Genomic DNA, 18,458 nt, shown 5'->3' with positions numbered 1-18,458 from the left:
CTCAAGTCATTTTGACTCTGAGCCACAACGCTGAGCGGGCCACGCCATTTGCCACTTCTTCCGCAGCACGGCGATTGCCGCAGTTGTAGTCATTCACATGCGGCGCCTGAACAAGCCGACGCTCAAAAGCGTTACCCGCTAGGGGAGTTGGGCGCGCGAGACGAGCAATGGATTACGGATACCCGAAGGAGGATGGTGGCTGAACTGTCGACTGGCGCTTCGGGTATTTCTTCCTTCTCGCCTGAGTTCATGGCTGGTACCGCACTGCGGCCGGTCCGAGGACGCGGCAGCAGTGCGGATTCCCCGTTCGTAGGAACGCAACCATGGGGCAGCGAGAACGAGATGCGCCGGAGGCTGTCCTCCCCGTAGCGTTGGATCCCCTGACGCTGGACGAGGGCATCGAGTACGCCGAAGCTCTCGACCGCGTATGCCACCGCCGCCCTCGGCCGACAGGCGGCGGGCCGTGGCCGCTCCGATGCCTCGGCCCGCGCCGGTGGTGGGTGCGCCGTAGGCCTCGAAACGCCTCCGCAGCACGTCCGGTCGGCGGCTACGTCGCCGAACGCACCGCCCGCACCAGAGCCTGTGCGCGCGGGTCCGCCGTAACTCCCTTGCGCATACCGTTGGTCACGTAGCCGAACGCGATCCCCGACTCCGGGTCGGCGAAGCCCAGGGAGCCGCCGCGGCCCGGGTGGCCGAAGGAGCCGGGGGCCAGCAGTGGCGCTGCCGGGCCGTGCAGCATGTAGCCGAGTCCGAAGCGGGTCGAGACGACCAACACCCTGTCCGGGCCCGCCGATTCCTCTGTGCGGGCCAGGGTCAGCGTGGCCGGCGCGAAGAGGCGGTGGCCGTCGACCGGGCCGATCATCGCCGCGTAGCAGCGGGCCAGGGCGCGCGCCGTCGAGATGCCGGCCGCCGCGGGCAATTCGGCCGCGCGGTACGCCGGGTCGTTCTCGTCGGGCAGTGGTTCGATCACGGCGAACGCGCGCCGGGTCAGTGACGTCGGGTCCTGGTACGCCGCCGCGACCGACCGCTTGGGCCGCACCCGCAACTCGCCGCTGCCCGAACCGGCGCCCGCGCCTCCCGTCGGAGACGGCTCCTCGACCGCGCCGATCCTCCCCACCCGGTGCGCCTCTTCGACCGGCAGCCCGACCCAGAAGTCCAGACCGAGCGGCCTGGCGATCTCGTCGGCGATCCACCGGCCGACGCTGCGTCCCGTCACGCGTCTGACCAGTTCGGCGATCAACCAGCTGTAGGTGTGCGGGTGGTAGCCGTGGTCGGTGCCGGGCTCCCAGAAGGGGCGCTGCGCGGCCAGCGCCCGCGCGCCCGACTCGCCGTCGATGGCCTGCGCCGGGGTCAGCGGCTGGTCGATCACCGGCACGCCCGCGCGGTGCGAGAGCAGATGCCGTACGAGGACACGCTCCTTGCCCGCGGCCTTGAACTCCGGCCAGTACGTGCCGACCGGGGCGTCCAGGTCGATGTGCCCGCGCTGGTGCAGCAGCAGGGGTACGGCCGCGGCGACGCCCTTCGTCGCGGACCGTACGACCTGGGCGGTGTCCAGCGCCCACGGCTCGGTGCCGTCGACGTCACGCGTGCCCGCCCACAGGTCCACGACCTTGTGGCCGTCGCGGTAGACGGTGACCGCGGCGCCGCGTTCACCGAGCCGTTCGAAATTCCGTACGAAGGCATCCCTGACCGGCTCGAAGCCCGCCGCCACCGTGCCCTGGACGTCCACGCCCGCACTCCCGCTCGTTCATCCCGCTTGTCGCACCCTTTCCGAGCCACCGGCCCGGGACGTCGCCCGTACCACCGGCCCGGACACCGCCCGCGCGGCCGCGCCCCGGCCGGGTGCGGCCCCTCTATGGTGCAACGCGCCTACGGTGCGACGTGCCGCGCGGCCACCGTTCGCGGGTCGAAGCCGAACGGCAACTCCAGCCGGTGCGCGCCCATCAACTCCTCGTCACCGAGCAGCCGCGCGGTGGGACCGTCCGCCGCGATGACGCCCTCGCTGAGGATCACCGCGCGCGGGCAGAGTTCGAGCGCGTACGGCAGGTCGTGCGTGACCATCAGCACGGTGATGTCCAATGCCCGCAGGATGTCGGCGAGTTCGCGCCGGGACGCCGGATCCAGGTTGGACGAGGGCTCGTCCAGAACAAGGATCTCCGGCTCCATCGCGAGTACCGTCGCGACGGCCACGCGGCGGCGCTGCCCGAAGGAGAGATGGTGCGGCGGCCGGTCGGCGTACTCCGCCATCCCGACCTGGCCGAGCGCGGCGGTGACCCGCGCCTCCAACTCCGCCCCGCGCAGGCCGGACGCGGCGGGACCGAACGCGACGTCCTCGCGCACCGTCGGCATGAAGAGCTGGTCGTCCGGGTCCTGGAAGACGATGCCGACACGGCGGCGGATCTCGGCGAGATTCCGTTTCTCGACGGGCAGCCCGGCGACCGCGACCGTACCGGCGCCCGCGGTCAGGATGCCGTTCAGATGCAGGACGAGGGTGGTCTTCCCGGCGCCATTGGGACCGAGCAGCGCGACCCGCTCGCCGCGTCCGACCGTGAGATCGACGCCGAAGAGCGCCTGGTGGCCGTCCGGGTAGGCGTACGCGAGCCCCCGCACGTCGAGGGATGCCGGAGCGAGCGGCGCGGGATCGGTCGTCGGATGCGCATTGCCGGTCGTCGGATGCGTATTGCCGGTCGTCGGTGGGACGGGATCGGTCTTCGACGTCACGGAATCAGTCATGGAGTCCAGCCAAGTCGTTCATAGGGTTCAGCAGGGGTCCAGCCAGGTCGTTCGCAGGATCCGGCACGGGATCCAGCCAGGTCACAGCGCCCAGCCAAGCAGACACACCACGAGCGCCGAGACGGGCAGCGCGGCAGCGTACGTCCACTGCGCGCGCGTCGCGGTCACCTCGTCGATGACCGGCATGGTGCCCGCGTACCCCCGGCTCACCATCGCCAGGTGGACGCGCTCCCCGCGTTCGTAGGAGCGGATGAACAGCGCCCCGGCGGACTTGCCGAGGACACCCCACTGCCGTACGCCCCTCGCCTCGAAGCCGCGCGAGCGGCGGGCGATGGACATCCGGCGCATCTCGTCCGTGATGACATCGCCGTAGCGGATCATGAAGGACGCGATCTGCACCAGCATGGGCGGCAGCTTGAGCCGTTGGAGGCCGAGCAGCAGAGAGCGCAGCTCGGTGGTCGAGGCGAGGATCACGGAGGCGGCGACGCCGAGGGTGCCCTTGGCGAGGACGTTCCACGCGTCCCAGAGGCCCGGCACGCTGAGCGACACCCCGAGGACCTGGACCTGGTCGCCCGGGACGACGAACGGCATGAGGAACGCGAAGGCCACGAACGGGATTTCGATCAGCAGCCTGCGCAGCAGGAACCCGGCAGGTACGCGGGCCACCACCGCGACCGCCGCGAGCAGCACCGCGTACAGCGCGAAGGCCCAGACCGCCTCGCGCGGTGTGGAGACCACGACCACGACGAAGCAGAAAACGGCCGCCAGCTTGCAGTGCGGGGGCAGTTCATGGACGGGCGAGTGGCCGTGCCGGTAGAGCTTGTGGGCGTGACCGGCGCCCATATCAGGCGTTCCCGCCGGCCGCTACGGAACCGGCGCGCTGCGCGGGCGTACGGCGACGGCGCACCGCCCAGAAGATCCCGCTGCCCACAACTACCGTGCCACCGACGCCGATCACGCCCGCGAGCCCGCCGGAGATCCGGGCGTCGGAGATGTCCTTGACGCCGTAACCGGCAAGCGGGGAATCGGCGTTGGCGTGTTGCTGCGCCTTCTGGTCGATGCCCTGGTCCGCGGCGACCTTCTCCAGTCCGTCGGGGCTGGAGGAGGCGTAGAAGGAGACGAAACCGGCCAGGACGAGCGCCGTGACCAGGCCGCCCGCCCAGATCTTCCGGGTGGAACGGGGCGGGCGCGCGGCGACCGGCACCCCGGCCCCGGCAACCCCGGCGGCGGGCGTGGCATCGACCAGTTCGCCGCCCACGCGCAGCTTCAGCGGCGCGGCCAGCCCGCGCGCCCCGTACACCAGGTCGGGCCGTACGGCGATCACGGCGCCCACGGTCAGCGCGGTGATCGCGGCCTCGCCGATGCCGATGAGCACATGCACGCCGACCATCGCGGTCAGCACCTTGCCGATCGGGATCTCCGTGGTGCCGCCCAGCTCGTAGATGAGGGTGAAGGCGAGCGCGGCGGCCGGTACGGAGACCAGCGCGGCCACGAAGGACGACACGGTCACCGAACGGCGGCGGCGCGGCAGGATCTTCACCAGACTCCGGAAAATCACGTACGCGACGACGGTCGTCACCACGCCCATGTCGGTGATGTTCACGCCGAGCGCGGTGAGGCCGCCGTCCGCGAAGAGGATGCCCTGCATCAGCAGGACGACGGAGATACAGAGGACGCCGGTGTACGGGCCGACGAGTACGGCGGCCAGCGCACCGCCCAGCAGATGGCCGCTCGTCCCGGCGGCGACAGGGAAGTTGAGCATCTGGACGGCGAAGATGAAGGCGGCGACGAGGCCGGCGAGCGGTGCGGTGCGCTCGTCCAGTTCACGGCGCGCGCCGCGCAGACTGACCGCCACGGCTCCCGCGGCGACAACTCCTGTGGCGACTGAGACGGGTACGTCGATGAAGCCGTCGGGGACATGCATGCGGGGTCTCCGCTTCTTGCTCGGGCCGTGCCGGGGGTCTTTGAACCGTTTGATAATAGTGCTCTCTTGCGAATGATTCGCAAGAGCGTACAGCGCGCAACCTGAATGCTCCGGTGCGCCCCTTTCGTGCCCCCGTGCCATCGCACCGCCCCGCACGCGCCAACCCGCGCGCCATCACACCGCCGCGCACGCGCGCGGCACCCCCGAGTCGGCCCGCGACGCCCCGGAAAACGAACATGCCCGATTTGAGATATTTTGTATCATTGGGAGTCGGCGAACCGCAGAGGAGCCACCGCGATGTCCCCCGTCGTCGAGCAACCCGCCAAGGCCAGACTCATCACGGACGCGCCGCACCACAGAGCCGTGGCCGTCCTTCTCCGCTACGACGTCGGCGATCCGCTGGCCCTGCGCATCGTGTTCCCCGCCGAGGTGTCCTACGACCACAAGGAGGTCGTGTGGGCCTTCGCCCGCGATCTCCTCGACGCGGGCCTGCGGACGCCGTCCGGGAGCGGCGCGGTGCGCGTGTGGCCCTGCGGGAGAGCGCAGACCGTGCTGGAGTTCCACTCACCCGACGGAGTGGCGGTGGTGCAGTTCGACACCGCGCCGCTCCGGCGCTTTCTCGCGCGTACGTACGCGCTGGTCCCGGCCGGCGCCGAACCGCAGGACATCGAGGCCGAGCGGCAGGGCATCGTGATGGAGCGCGGGCTCGGGGACGTGCTCAACAAGACCTGACCCGGCAAGGACATACGTCATACACGTACGGCCCGGCCGCGGCACCCCGTCAACCAGGGTGCGCGACCGGGCCGTACCCGTACATCAGGCGCCGGACCGGGCCTCACACGTACGCCAGGCTCCGGACGTACGCCGGACCAAGCCGTACACGTACGTCAAGCGCCGGACCGGCCCGGTCTCAGACCCCGACCAGATCCCGTTCCGGGTCCTCCGGCGACTCGGCCGCCAGGCTCTTGCGCAGTTGCTCGCCCTCCACGTCCACGTTCGGCAGCAGGCGGTCCAGCCAGCGCGGCAGCGACCACGCCCGCTTGCCCAGCAGCGCGAGCACCGCCGGCACGATGGCCATGCGCACCACGAACGCGTCGAAGAAGACGGCGATGGCGAGCCCGAAGCCGATCATCTTGATCATCGCCTCCGTCGAGCCGATGAAGCCCGAGAAGACCGCGATCATGATCACCGCCGCGGCCGTCACCACCCGGGCGCCGTGCCGGAAGCCGGTGACGATCGCCTCGCCCGGCTTCTCGCCGTGCACGTAGGCCTCGCGCATCCGCGTGACCAGGAAGACCTCGTAGTCCATCGCGAGACCGAAGACCACGCCCACCATGAAGATCGGCATCATCGACATCACGGGACCGGTCTGCTCCACCCCGAGCAGCCCGCCGAGCCAGCCCCACTGGAAGACCGCGACGACCGCGCCGAGCGCCGCCACCACCGAGAGCAGGAAGCCGAGCGCGGCCTTGAGCGGTACGAGGACGGACCGGAAGACCACCATCAGCAGCAGGAACGCCAGGCCGACGACGAGCGCCAGGTAGGGCAGCAGCGCGTCGTTCATCTTCTTCGAGAAGTCGGCGTTCATCGCGGTGGCGCCGGTGACCAGGACCTCTGCCCCGTCCCGCGCCTTGATGTCACTGCCTTCCGCCCGGATGGACTCGACCAGCTTCTCGGTCTCGACCGAGGACGGGCGGTGCTTGGGGATCACCGTGATCGTCGCGGTGTCGCCCGCCTTGTTGACGACCGGGTCCGTGACGGCCGCGACGCCCGGCATGTCCCGCACGGTGTCACGCACCTGGGTGGACACGGCCTTGGCGTTGTTGTTCGCCTTGCCGTCCGTGACGACCATCAGCGGACCGTTGAAGCCCGGGCCGAAGCCGTCGGACAGCAGGTCGTAAGCCTGGCGCTGTGTGGTGCTCGTCGGCTGCGAGCCGTCGTCGGGCAGGCCCAGCTCCAGCGAGGCGGCGGGGACGGCGATGATGCCGAGGCCCACGACGCCCGCGACCAGTACGGCGACCGGCCTGCGCAGGACGAACCGCGCCCAGCGCACGCCCATGTTGGGCTTCGTCTCGGCAAGCTCACCGGCGGACAGGTTCTCGCGCGACTTCTCCAGCGCCACCCGCGCCTTCTTGCCGTGGACGCGCTTGCCCACGAAGCCCAGCATCGCCGGGATGAGGGTGAGCGCGATCAGTACGGCGATCACGACGGTCCCGGCGGCGGCGAGGCCCATCTTGGTGAGCATCGGGATGTTGACGACCGAGAGTCCGGCGAGCGCGATGACGACGGTGAGCCCGGCGAAGACGACGGCGGATCCCGCCGTGCCGACGGCCCGGCCCGCCGCTTCCTCCCGTTCCCTGCCCTCGGCCAGCTCGGCCCGGTAGCGGGAGACGATGAACAGCGCGTAGTCGATCCCGACCGCCAGGCCGATCATCATCGCGAGGATGGACGTGGTGGAGCCCAGGTCCAGGAAGGTCGCGAGCGCCGTGATCGTGGAGACTCCGACCCCCACCCCGATGAGCGCGGTGAGCAGCGGCAGTCCGGCGGCGATCAGCGAGCCGAAGGTGATGAGGAGCACGACGGCCGCGAGCACGACGCCGATGATCTCGGTGGGCCCGGTCTCCGGCGCCACCTGGAGGGCGTCGCCGCCGATCTCCACCGTCAGCCCGGCGTCCCGCGCCGCGTTCCCGCTGTCCTTGAGCGCTTCACGGGTCTCTTCGGTCAGCTCCATCGAGTTGACCTTGTACGTGACGGACGCGTACGCCGTCGTGCCGTCCTTGGAGACGGCCCGGGAGGTGTACGGGTCGGTCACCGAGGCGACCTGGTCGGAGCCGTCGCCGGACGACAGCGTCTCGACGACCTTGTGCACCTCGGCCTTCTGGCTCGCGCCGTTCATGGTCGTGTGCGCGGGCGCCTTGAAGACGATCCTGGCGGTGGCCCCGTCGCTGCTCGCGCCCGGGAACCGCTGGTCGAGGAGGTCGAAGGCCTTCTGGGCCTCCGTCCCCGGTATGGAGAAGGAGCTGGAGGTGGCGGTGGGCGCGGTGGCGGCGCCGAAGCCGGCGAGTGCCAGCAGCGCCACCCACACCAGGGCGACATAGCGGCGGCGCCGGAAGGCGAACCGTCCGAGCTTGTAGAGGAACGTGGCCACGAGGGCGTACTCCCGGGTCGGTGGGATGGACAGGAGGCGTGGAAAGCCGGCCCGACGACGAGAGCGGCGCGCGTCAGGTGTTGTGAGGTATCGGTCTGCGGGTGGTCATGACACGGGTTGTGGGCGTGCCGAAGGTGGTCGTGACACGGGGTGCGGGCGTGCCACAGGCGGTCGTGACACGGGTTGCGGCGTGCCACAGGCGGTTGTGCTGCGAAACGCTCGTACTGCGAGGTGCCCGTGCCGCGCGGTTCCGCTGTGACGCGGTCCCGCCGTTACGGGTACGGGTCAGACGCCCAGGGTGGGGAGGACCACGGCGTCGAGATAATCGGTGAGGAAACCCCGGTCGACCGACCGGCCCTCGATCAGCTGCCGGGCGACGACAGCGCCGACCAGCATGTGCGGGACGTAGGACAGCGCGGGGTTGTCCGCGTCGACCTCGCCCCTCGCCACGGCACGCTCCAGCAGCATTTCGAGTCCGGTGATCTCCGGTTCGACCAGCAGCTCGCGCAGTGCCTGGTTGAGTTCAGGATTGTCGTGTACGGCATGGAACAGGCCCCGCATCAGCGCGGAGTCCTTCTCCATCTGGCAGTCGTCCGTGCGGGCGATCATCGCGTGGAAGTCGCCGCGCAGTGAGCCGGTGTCGATCTCCAGGAACTGCACCGGTTTGTCGTGCCGCAGCGCACGGGCGACCAGCTCCGGCTTGCTCCCCCACTGGCGGTAGAGGGTGGCCTTGCTGGAATGGGTGCGGGTGGCGACGGCGTCCATGGTCAGCGCGTCGTAGCCCACTTCACGCAGCAGGTCGAGGACGGCCGCGTACAGCTCGGCTTCGCGCTCCGGCGTGAGCCTGGTGCGTGCCATGTCGACCTCCTCGATCCCACCGCTCGTTCCCACCGTGCGAACGAAACGGTTTCGTACAGTACGAAGATAACTCCACCGCCTAAAGAAACGACACCGTTTCGCTTGTGCACTCGGCCACATCTGTTCGCTTCGGATAAAAATCCGGCCGAACATGACCCGCCGGACAAAAGTCCGGCCCAGAAGTTGCCGGGCCCCCGCCACGCGGAAAGCATTGGGGGGTGAGTGACGACGTCGCGTATCTCCGCTTCCCGCACCTCCACGACGACTTGTTGTGCTTCGCCGCCGAGGACGACCTCTGGGTGGCTCCGCTCGTGCCGGCCGGGCAGCGGCCGGAGCGTGCCTGGCGGGTGACCGTCGACCGCACCAGGATCGGCCATCCGCGCTTCTCGCCCGACGGCCGGCACATCGCCTACACGACCTGGCGCAGCCTCGACCCGGAGATCCACCTCGCGCCGGTGGACGGCGGCCCGGCCAGGCGGCTCAGCTACTGGGGCTCCACCGACACGCGCGTCTGCGGCTGGACCCCGCCCGACGAGGACGGCGCGTCGCAGATCCTCGCCGTCTCCTCGCACGGCCAGCCCTTCTCGTACTTCTCCTGGGCCTACAGCGTCCCCACCGACGGCTCGCCCGGCGGCGCGCTGCCCTGGGGACCGGTGGCCGACCTCGCCGTCGCGGAGCTCGCGGGGGAGCACCGCACGCTCCTGCTCACCGGAAAGCCGCCGCACGAACCCGCCGCCTGGAAGCGCTACCGGGGCGGCGCCATGGGACGGCTGTGGCTGCACGGCGAACGGCTGCTGCCCGATCTCGGCGGCCATCTGGACTGCCCGATGTTCGTGGACGGCCGGATCGCCTTCCTCTCCGACCACGAGGGCGTCGGCAACCTCTACTCCTGCCTGCCCGACGGCTCCAATCTGCGCCGGCACACCGACCACGACGCCTTCTACGCGCGGCACGCCTCCTCCGACGGCCGCCGGGTGGTCTACCAGTGCGCGGGCGACCTCTGGCTGATCGACGCGCTGGCCCCGGATTCCGTGCCGCGCAAGCTGGACGTACGGCTCGGCGGGCAGCGCGCGGGGCGGCGCGGCTATCAGGTGCCCGCCTCCAGCCACGTCGCCTCGATCTCCGTGGACACGACGGGCCGCGCGAGCGCCGTCTCCGTACGCGGCAGCCTCTACTGGCTCACGCACCGCGACGGCCCCGCCCGCACCATCGCGGGCACGCCCGGCGTACGCGTCCGCCACCCCGAGATGCTGGGCAGTGGCGGTCAGGTCGCGTACGTGACGGACGCGGACGGCGAGGACGCGGTCGAGATCGCGTACCTGCCGCGCGCGAGCGGCGACCGGCCGCCGCGCAGGCTGGCCTCAGGGCAGCTGGGCCGCGTCCACGAGATGGTGTCGGCGCCGGACGGCGAACGGCTCGCGATCGCCTCGAACGACGGCCGGCTGCTGCTCCTCGACACGAGTGAGGAGTCCGCGGGCGAGGTGACGGAGGGCTCCGGCGAGGTGACGGAGCTGATCCGGTCCATCAACGGCCCGGTGGCCGACCTCGCGTTCTCGCCCGACGGCGACTGGCTGACCTGGTCCCATCCCGGCATCGGCCGCACGCTGCGCCAGATCAAACTGGCCCGGATCGCGGGCAGTCCGGACCGAACGATCGTCGACGTCACCAACGGCCGCTTCGAGGACGAGAATCCGGTCTTCACCAGCGACGGCCGCTACCTCGCGTTCCTGTCGTGGCGCGGCTTCGACCCGGTGTACGACGTCCACACCGGTGACCTCTCTTTCCCGCTGGGCTGCCGCCCGTACCTCGTACCGCTGTCCTCCGCGACGCCGTCGCCGTTCGCGTTCACGCCGGACGGCCGGCCGGCGGCGGGCGGCCTCGACCCGGCCGTCACCGAGACGGGTGAGGGAACGGTGATGGTCGAGGTCGAGGGGCTTGCGGACCGGGTCACGCCGTTCCCCGTCACCGCGTCGAAGTACTCGGCGCTGCGCGCGGTCAGCGGCGGCGGGCTCGTCTGGCTGCGCTGGCCGATCTCGGGCGCGCTCGGCGAGACCTTCGCCAACCCCTCCGACATGTCGGGCCGCCCCACCCTCGAACACTTCGACATCACCAAGGCGCGCAAGACCCAACTCGTGGCTCACCTGGACTGGTTCGCGCTGAGCGGCGACGGCACGCGGCTGGTCGTCGTGGACGACGGCGAACTGCGCGCGGTGCCCGCCACCGAGATCGGCGACAGCGACTCCACCGTCTATCTGGACCTGCGCAGGATCCTGCACGAGGTCGACCCGGAGGCGGAGTGGCGCCAGGCGTACGACGAGGCGGGCCGCATCATCCGCGCGTACTTCTGGGAGCCGGAGATGTGCGGCGTCGACTGGGACGCGGTGCTCGCACAGTACCGGCCGCTGGTCGAACGGGTCGCGTCCCCCGACGAGTTCGCGGACCTGCTGCGCGAAGTCCTCGGCGAGCTGGGCACCTCGCACGCGTACGTCACTCCCGCCCGCCGCAACGAGGGACCACCGCACTACCAGCGGGCGATGGGCCTGCTCGGCGCCAACCTCGTCTGCCGGGACGGCGCTTGGCTGATCAAACGGATCCTGCCGGGTGACTCCTCGGACTCCAAGGCCCGTTCACCGCTGGCCGGTACGGGCATCCGCGAGGGCGCGGTCCTCACCCACATCGACGGACGGCCCGTCGACCCGGTGGCGGGACCGTATCCGCTGCTGTCCGCCGCCGGGGGCACCACGGTCGAGCTGACCTTCCAGCCCGCGGAGAGCCAGGGCCCGCGCCGGGTCGCGATCGTCCCGCTCATCGACGAACGGCCGCTGCGCTACCAGGACTGGGTGGCCAAACGCCGTGAGGTCGTACGGGAGATCAGCGGCGGCAAGTGCGGCTACCTGCACATCCCCGACATGGGCGGCTCCGGCTGGGCGCAGTTCAACCGGGACCTGCGCCTTGAGGTCTCGCGCCCGGCGCTGATCGTGGACGTACGGGGCAACGCGGGAGGCCACATCAGCGAGTTGGTCGTGGAGAAGCTCACCCGCCGGATCCTCGGCTGGGACCTGACCCGCAACGCCCAGCCGGTCTCGTACGCCTCGAACGCGCCGCGCGGCCCGGTCGTCGCGCTCGCCGACGAGGCGACCTCGTCCGACGGGGACATGATCACGGCGGCCTTCCGGCTGCTGAACCTGGGCCCGGTGGTCGGTCAGCGGACGTGGGGCGGTGTGGTCGGCATGACGGGCAGGCACCGGCTCGGCGACGGCACGGTGATCACGGTCCCGATGAACGCCGCGTGGTTCGACGCGTACGGCTGGTCCGTCGAGAACCACGGCGTGGAACCGGACATCGAGGCGCTGCGCACGCCGCTCGACTGGGCGGAGGGCCGGCACGCGCAGCTGGACGACGCGGTGTGGGTGGCGCTTGACCTGCTGGCCGCGCACCCGGCGGCGACCCCGCCGGGGTACGGCGCGGTGCCGGACCTGCGGCGGCCGGAGCTGCCGCCGAGGAGGAGCGGGCTGCGGAAGGCGGAGTAGGCGGGGCGTTTCAGGTGCGGCAGGCGGGGCGGGCGGCTTTCCGGGCCGTCCTCCGGGCGGCCTTCCGGGAGCGGCATGCGGAGGAGGCGCGGTGGTCCGGAAGCGGCATGCGAAGGAGGCGCGCCCGGTGGTCCGGGTGCGCCTCCCGCACGTGCGCGTCAGGGCTTCTGGCGAGGTCAGACGTCGTTGCTTTTGTCGTCCGTCTCGTCCCGCACGCGGTCAGCGGCGCCGCCCCGCCCCTGGCCCTTGTCCCGGCCCTGCTGACCGCCGCGGTCCGAGGAGTCGTCGGAGGAACGGTCGGATGTGTCGCCCGTGTTGCTCATGCGCTTGCGCGCCTCGTTCTTGAGCTGCTCGGACTTGTCCTTGAACTGGTCTGCGAGGCCCATGGAAATTCACTCCTGATGGGGTGGCGTGGGGTGGGTGGGGCTCGACCAGACTTACACGTTCGGACATCCCGCGCATTTTGATCAGTGACGCTGCGTACGCGCCCGCTCGTCGGCCTGACCGCCCGCACCGACAAGTCCCGTGCGGATCCCGGCGAGTCGTGGTTCGAACCGGCGCATCTCGCGCTGCCCGACCGAGGCGAGGAGACCCGGCAGGTGTCCCCGTACGGACTGCATCCCGCGCAGCCACCACTGCGCGTACACATGCGGGGAACGCCGCTCGATCCCCGCGACGAGCCGGTCGACGGCCGGGCCGAGCGGATACGTACGGTTCGAGGGCCAGGGCAGCCGCTCCCGCAATTCCCGCATGACGTCGTCCTCGTTGGCGCCGCGCACCATGTCCGTGTCGGTCCAGGAGAGGTAACCGACGCCGACCTTCACGCCCTTGTGACCGACCTCCGCGCGCAGGCTGTGCGCGAACGCCTCGACGCCGGACTTGGACGCGCAGTACGCGGTCATCATCGGCGCGGGGGCGAGGGCGGCCAGCGACGCGATCTGGAGGAAGTAACCACCGCGGCTCTCCATCAGGACCGGCAGGAAGGCGCGCGCCGTCACCGCGCCGCCGATCAGATTGACCTCGATGACCCGCCGCCACGCCTCCGGGTCGGAGTCCAGGAAGGGACCGCCGGACGCCACACCCGCGTTGGCGACGACGATGTCCACCTTGCCGAAGCGCTGCTTGACCTCCTGGGCGACCCGGGACATCGCGTCGTGGTCGGTGACATCGGCGTACCAGTGGTCGCAGTCGCCGTGCAGCCGGGCCGCGACCCGCTTCAACTCCTCTTCCTCCAGGCCGACAAGCGCGATCGTGGCGCCACGCGCGGAGAGCTTGCGCGCCAGCAGCTCACCCACACCGCGCGCGGCTCCCGTGACGACGGCGACCCGCCCCTCGAGGACATTGCGCCTCACGGCGTCCGGGCTGCCCATACGGCTCATACGGCGTCCTCCTGGGTGCTCTTGGTGCTCTTGGTGCTCACATACGTGGCGACCAGCTCGCGAATCGCCCCGGTGACGGCTTCCGGCGCCTCCACCGGCGTCATGTGTCCCACCCCGGTGAGTTCGGTGATCCCGAGGCAGTCGGGCAGCGCGGCGGCCAGGGCCCGTGCGTGGACGGGCGGGGTCAGCCGGTCCGCCGTACCCGCGATCACGGCGGTGGGGACGCGCAACTCCCCTCTGCCCACGTCGAGATCGATCCCGTCGAGGACTTCCGCCCAGGCCACCCGGGACACTCTAGGACAGTCATGAATGATCCGGACGCACTTCATCACACGTTCGGGTGCCGCGCCGGGGCCAGTCGTCCCGTAACCCAGCATGCGCGTCGAGAGCGGAGTGACCGGACCGAGGGGCGCACGGGCCAGCAGTATCCGGCGCGTGAGCCGGGTCCGTATTCGTCCGGCGCGCAGCGGGACCACCAACGCCTCGGCGACCAGCTGCGAACTGCCGGTGCTGCACAGCAGCGTGGCGGCCGCGTGCTCCCGGAAACGCGGCCTGCGCGCGGCCGCCATGACGGCCATGCCACCCATGGAGTGCCCGACGACCACGGCCTGCCGACCGGGCTCCAGCGTCGCAGCGAGGACGGCTTCCAGGTCGTCGGCGAGGATGTCGGAGGAACAGCCGGTGCGGCCGGTGTGATCGGCGAGCGGTGTACGGCCGTGTCCGCGCTGGTCGTAGACGATCACGCGGTGACCGGCGGCGAGTTCGGCGATCTGCGCGTCCCAGAAGGCGATCGAGCAGGTCCAGCCGTGCGCGAGGACCACGGCGGGCGCATCGGCGGGTCCGTACAACTCGACGTGTATACGCGCGCCGTCGGCGGAGACCGCGGTGAGTTCGCGGGGCACGGGCGGCACCGGGAATGCAGGAACCGGGCTCATCGGACCGTCTCCTTCTCGCTGCCGGCGCGGCTCGTGTGTCCGCCGGCCGCGCGGATCACGTCGTACTCCGACAGATCGACCTGCCGGGTGGCCCTGCGGAACTCGGTGGTCGTGCCGGGCCAGATGGTGGAGTTGCGGCCGTTCTCGTCCTGGTACCAGCTGGTGCAGCCGCCGGTGCTCCAGACGGTCCGCTTCATGCGCTCCTGCACCCGGTGGTTCCAGGCACGTACGGCGGAGGCCCTGGCACCCAGCGCCACTCCCCCGGTCCGGCCGCCGAGGCCGTCCAACTTCCGGAGATAGTCGGCCAGATAGTTCAGCTGGGACTCGATCATGAGGATCATCGAGGAGTTCCCGAGACCGGTGTTGGGTCCGATGATCGTCATCCAGTTCGGGAAGCCGGCCGCGGTCGCGCCGCGCAGCGACTCCATCCCGTCCTTCCACGCGTCGGCGAGTGTGTTTCCGTCCGCGCCCACCACACGCTCGGTGATCGGCATGTCCGTGACGTGGAACCCGGTCCCGAAGACGATCGCGTCGGCCTCCGTCTCCGTACCGTCGGCCGCGACCAGCGTCGACCCGCGCACCTCGGCGAGGCCGGAGGCGATGACCTCGACATTGGGCCGCGCGAGCGCGGGATAGTAGTCGCTGGAGAGCAGGATGCGTTTGCAGCCGATGCGGTACGACGGAGTCAACTTGGCCCGCAGCGCTGGGTCTTTGACGGACCTGGCCATATTGGCCTTGGCCAGCGACTCCACGAGTCCGAGCAGGTCGGGCCGCTTGGTGAAGGCCTGCACCTGCGCCTCCCTGACCCCCCAGAGGAACCGCCGCCGCACGGCCGCGGTGAACGGCAGCGCGCGGTGCAGCCGCCGTTCGGTTCTCGTGATGGCCCGGTCGGTGCGCGGCATCACCCACGGCGGAGTCCGCTGGAAGAGCGCGAGCTTCGCCACGTCGGGCTGGATCGCGGGCACGATCTGTATCGCGGACGCGCCCGTACCGATCACGGCGACTCGCTTGCCGCGCAGGTCGAAGTCGTGGTCCCAGCGCGCGGAGTGGAAGACCTTCCCCGGGAACTCCGCCAGGCCGGGGATGTCCGGTGTCCGCGGGTCCGACAGCGGCCCGCCCGCGCAGACCACCACATCCGCGGTGAGCGTCCCCCGCGAGGTCTCGACCACCCAGTGGAGCGCTTCGCCGTCCCATGTCATCAGCGTCACCTCGTGGTTGAGCCGCAGATGCGGCCGCAGCCCGAAGGTGTCGGCGACGTGCTCCAGATACGCCTTGATGTACGACTGCCCCGAAAAGGTGCGCGGCCACTCGGGGTTGGGCGCGAAGGAGAAGGAGTAGAGGTGCGAGGGGATGTCGCAGGCGCACCCCGGATAGGTGTTGTCCCGCCAGGCACCGCCGATGGAGTCGCCCCGTTCGAGTACGACGAAGTCCGTCACGCCTTCTCGGCGCAGCCGTACGGCCGCCCCGAGTCCGCTGAATCCGGACCCGATCACCGCCACCCGTACATGCTCTCGCTCGTACCGGCTCATGCCACCGCCTCCTGCCGCACCGTCAACCGTGCCAGTAACTACTGGCACGGTGAGGAGAGTAGGGCAGCGGCGTACCGACGGGTAGGGGGCGAGCCGGACAAGTTACCGGCGGTACGACATAGGCTGACCGGCGTGGATGACGTGGACGCCGTGGACCCCGTACGCGAGTACCGCGTGGAGGAACTGGCCGAGGCCGCCGGTATCACCGCGCGCACCGTGCGCTTCTACCGCGAACGCGGCCTGATCCCGCCACCGCGCCGCGAGGGCCGTATCGCCTGGTACGACGAGCACCACCTCGCCCGGCTCCGTACGATCGCCGGCCTGTTGGAACGCGGCCACACCCTCACCGGCATCGCGGACCTCGCCGCCGCCTTCGACAGCGGCCATGACGTGCGCGAGGCCCTGGGCCTGGTGGAACCGACCGAGGAGACACCGGTCCGGCTCTCCCCGGAGGAACTGGCGGACTACTTCGAGGGCGAAGTCACCGCGGAGAACCTGGCGACGGCCCTCGACCTCGGCTACCTGGCGGTCGAGGGCGACGAGATAGTGCACATCAGCCGCCGCCTGCTGGACGCCTCCTCAGCGGTGGTCCGCGAGGGCGTCCCGCTGGCGACGGTCCTGGCAGCGAGCCGCCTCGTACGCGAACACGCGGACGCGCTGGCCGCGTTGTTCACGTCGACCTTCCAGGACCACACCGGAGAAACGGACATGGCGAAGCTCCGCCCCCTCGCGAAGAGCGTGGTGGAGGCGGAGCTGTCGATGGCCCTGGACCGCCACCTGCCCGCACGGCGAGACGCCTGACCCGGCGAACGGCCTGCGCGCCGCCTAGAGCTCGAAGACCGCAGTCACCGGTGCGTGGTCGCTCCAGCGTTCCGCGTGGCTGGCCGCGCGTTCCACCCAGGCCTTGACCGCGCGCTCCGCGAGGCCGGACGTGGCCACCTGGTAGTCGATGCGCCAGCCGGAGTCGTTGTCGAAGGCGCGGCCGCGGTACGACCACCACGAGTACGGCCCCTCCTGCCCGGGGTGCAGCGCGCGTACGACGTCGACATAACCGGACTCGCCGAAGACGCCACTGAGCCAGGCGCGCTCCTCCGGCAGGAACCCGGACGCCTTCTGGTTGCCGCGCCAGTTCTTGAGGTCGGCCTGCTGGTGCGCGATGTTCCAGTCACCGCAGACCAGCACCTCACGCCCGTCGGCGGCGGCGCGTACCTTCAGCTGCTCCAGGTACGTCAGGAACTCGCCCATGAACCGCACCTTCTCGTCCTGCCGCTCCGTACCCACCTCACCGGACGGCAGGTAGAGGCTGGCGACCGTGACCCCGGGCAGGTCCATCTCGACGTACCGCCCGGACGCGTCGAACTCCGCGCTCCCGAAACCGATTCGCACGCGCTCGGGCTCCCGCCGCGAGAGCAGAGCCACCCCGGCGCGCCCCTTCGCGGCAGCGGGCGCCCACACCACGTGCCACCCCTCGGGCTCCCGCACCCCGGCCGGCAGCTGCTCGGGCTCGGCCCGTACCTCCTGAAGGCAGACGACATCGGCGGCGGTCTCCGCCAGCCACTCCACGAACCCCTTCTTGGCGGCGGCGCGGAGCCCATTCACATTTACGGACGTCACAGTAAGCACCCAGGCACACTACCGGCCGCGCGAGAACGACCCGATCCCGGCGAAGCGTGCGCCACCGGACCAGCTACGAACTTGCTCGTGACGAACATGTTCGTTACCGTGATCGCATGACAGGCCACACCGATACGCCACGCAGCCGCCGCGAGCGGCCCGCCAAGCCGGCTCTGACGCGGGCCGGGATCGTTGCCGCCGCCGTGGAGATCATGCGGGTCGAGGGGATGCGGCGGGTGACCATGCGGCGGCTCGCGCAGGAACTGGACACCGGGCCCGCCTCGCTCTACGTGTACGTCCGCGACACCGCCGAGCTGCACGCCGCGGTGCTGGACGAGCTTCTGGGCGCGGTCGATCTGGAGCCCGTGCGGGCCAAGGGCGACTGGGCCGGGCGGCTGGAGGCGGTGCTCACCTCCTATACAGCCGTGCTCTTCGAACACCCCGGCCTGGCCCAGTCGGCGCTGGTGGCCCGGCCGAGCGGCGCGCATTACCTGACGCTGATCGAGGCGCTGCTCGCGTTGCTGGACGAGGGGGGTGTTCCCGCGGGGCAGGCGTCCTGGGGCGTGGACCTGCTGTTGCAGTACGCCACCGCCACCGCGGCCGAGCACGCCGGCCGGGACGTCGCCACCGACAGCCGGGACGAGTGGGACGCCCTGACCCGCGCCCTGCGGGGTGTGTCCAGCCATACGCACCCACACATCGCCGCGCTCGGCACCGACCTGATCTCCGGCGCGCCGGAAGCCCGGTTGTCGTGGGGCTTCCGCCTGCTGATCAACGGCATCTTCCACACCGCCCGGCCGTCTCCCGA

At 70.8% G+C, this 18,458-nt stretch carries 14 protein-coding genes and 1 pseudogene; 4 read left to right on the top strand and 11 right to left on the bottom strand.

Features of this window, described 5'->3' with window-relative positions:
- Positions 1 to 547: 547 nt before the first annotated feature.
- From ACIP6N_RS15450 to ACIP6N_RS15435, 4 genes are all read right to left on the bottom strand, one after another.
- Entirely contained in the window at positions 548 to 1,729 is a 1,182-nt protein-coding gene (locus tag ACIP6N_RS15450; protein ID WP_401815868.1) for a serine hydrolase domain-containing protein, read from the bottom strand.
- 140 nt (positions 1,730 to 1,869) lie between these two features.
- Positions 1,870 to 2,733 (bottom strand): energy-coupling factor ABC transporter ATP-binding protein, encoded by an 864-nt coding sequence (locus tag ACIP6N_RS15445; protein WP_401815867.1) that lies wholly within the window; start codon positions 2,731 to 2,733, stop codon positions 1,870 to 1,872.
- An 81-nt stretch (positions 2,734 to 2,814) separates the two neighbouring features.
- Positions 2,815 to 3,576: a cobalt ECF transporter T component CbiQ gene (gene cbiQ / locus ACIP6N_RS15440; protein WP_401815866.1), complete on the bottom strand. Its 762-nt coding sequence runs from the start codon at positions 3,574 to 3,576 to the stop codon at positions 2,815 to 2,817.
- 1 nt (position 3,577) lies between these two features.
- Positions 3,578 to 4,657, bottom strand: a complete 1,080-nt coding sequence (locus ACIP6N_RS15435) for an energy-coupling factor ABC transporter permease (RefSeq protein WP_401815864.1) — start codon at positions 4,655 to 4,657, stop codon at positions 3,578 to 3,580.
- 297 nt (positions 4,658 to 4,954) lie between these two features.
- On the opposite strand from ACIP6N_RS15435, the gene ACIP6N_RS15430 reads away from it, so the two are divergent.
- Positions 4,955 to 5,389, top strand: coding sequence for an SsgA family sporulation/cell division regulator (locus tag ACIP6N_RS15430; protein WP_401815863.1), 435 nt, complete (start codon positions 4,955 to 4,957; stop codon positions 5,387 to 5,389).
- Positions 5,390 to 5,567: 178 nt separating this feature from the next.
- On the opposite strand, the gene ACIP6N_RS15425 is transcribed toward ACIP6N_RS15430, so the two are convergent.
- Together ACIP6N_RS15425 and ACIP6N_RS15420 are read right to left on the bottom strand one after the other, a co-directional pair.
- Positions 5,568 to 7,805 carry an MMPL family transporter gene (locus ACIP6N_RS15425; RefSeq protein ID WP_401815861.1) on the bottom strand — a complete coding sequence of 746 codons (2,238 nt, stop codon included), beginning with the start codon at positions 7,803 to 7,805 and terminating at the stop codon, positions 5,568 to 5,570.
- A gap of 285 nt (positions 7,806 to 8,090) precedes the next feature.
- Positions 8,091 to 8,663: a TetR/AcrR family transcriptional regulator gene (locus ACIP6N_RS15420; RefSeq protein ID WP_401815859.1), complete on the bottom strand. Its 573-nt coding sequence runs from the start codon at positions 8,661 to 8,663 to the stop codon at positions 8,091 to 8,093.
- Between the two features lie 218 nt (positions 8,664 to 8,881).
- Here ACIP6N_RS15420 and ACIP6N_RS15415 point away from each other — a divergent pair, with 218 nt between their 5' ends.
- A complete protein-coding gene (locus ACIP6N_RS15415; protein WP_401815857.1) occupies positions 8,882 to 12,193 on the top strand; it encodes a S41 family peptidase in 3,312 nt (1,103 codons plus the stop codon).
- Between the two features lie 176 nt (positions 12,194 to 12,369).
- Here ACIP6N_RS15415 and ACIP6N_RS15410 read toward each other — a convergent pair whose 3' ends face one another.
- The 4 genes from ACIP6N_RS15410 to ACIP6N_RS15395 form a co-directional block, all read right to left on the bottom strand.
- Complete coding sequence (locus ACIP6N_RS15410) at positions 12,370 to 12,579, bottom strand: hypothetical protein (RefSeq protein ID WP_401815855.1); 210 nt, start codon at positions 12,577 to 12,579, stop codon at positions 12,370 to 12,372.
- Between the two features lie 81 nt (positions 12,580 to 12,660).
- A complete protein-coding gene (locus ACIP6N_RS15405) occupies positions 12,661 to 13,572 on the bottom strand; it encodes an SDR family oxidoreductase (RefSeq protein ID WP_401815853.1) in 912 nt (303 codons plus the stop codon).
- A complete protein-coding gene (locus ACIP6N_RS15400) occupies positions 13,569 to 14,507 on the bottom strand; it encodes an alpha/beta fold hydrolase (protein WP_401815851.1) in 939 nt (312 codons plus the stop codon). The genes ACIP6N_RS15405 and ACIP6N_RS15400 overlap by 4 nt, the downstream gene beginning before the upstream one ends.
- A complete protein-coding gene (locus tag ACIP6N_RS15395) occupies positions 14,504 to 16,036 on the bottom strand; it encodes a flavin-containing monooxygenase (protein WP_401815850.1) in 1,533 nt (510 codons plus the stop codon). The genes ACIP6N_RS15400 and ACIP6N_RS15395 overlap by 4 nt, the downstream gene beginning before the upstream one ends.
- Positions 16,037 to 16,210: 174 nt before the next feature.
- On the opposite strand from ACIP6N_RS15395, the gene ACIP6N_RS15390 reads away from it, so the two are divergent.
- The gene (locus ACIP6N_RS15390; RefSeq protein ID WP_401816221.1) at positions 16,211 to 16,837 is read left to right on the top strand and encodes a MerR family transcriptional regulator; all 627 of its coding nucleotides are present in this window, start codon (positions 16,211 to 16,213) and stop codon (positions 16,835 to 16,837) included.
- A 24-nt stretch (positions 16,838 to 16,861) separates the two neighbouring features.
- On the opposite strand, the gene ACIP6N_RS15385 is transcribed toward ACIP6N_RS15390, so the two are convergent.
- Positions 16,862 to 17,659, bottom strand: a complete 798-nt coding sequence (locus ACIP6N_RS15385; protein ID WP_401815848.1) for an exodeoxyribonuclease III — start codon at positions 17,657 to 17,659, stop codon at positions 16,862 to 16,864.
- A 107-nt stretch (positions 17,660 to 17,766) separates the two neighbouring features.
- Between ACIP6N_RS15385 and ACIP6N_RS15380 the strand changes: the two are divergent.
- Positions 17,767 to 18,456, top strand: a pseudogene (locus tag ACIP6N_RS15380) (TetR/AcrR family transcriptional regulator); the annotation flags it as partial.
- Positions 18,457 to 18,458 lie beyond the last annotated feature (2 nt).

The sequence above is a fragment of the Streptomyces sp. NPDC088725 genome, assembly GCF_044751305.1.
GTDB lineage: Bacteria > Actinomycetota > Actinomycetes > Streptomycetales > Streptomycetaceae > Streptomyces.
Note: the sequence above shows the minus strand (reverse complement) of the source record. Positions and strands in the feature narration are given on the sequence as shown.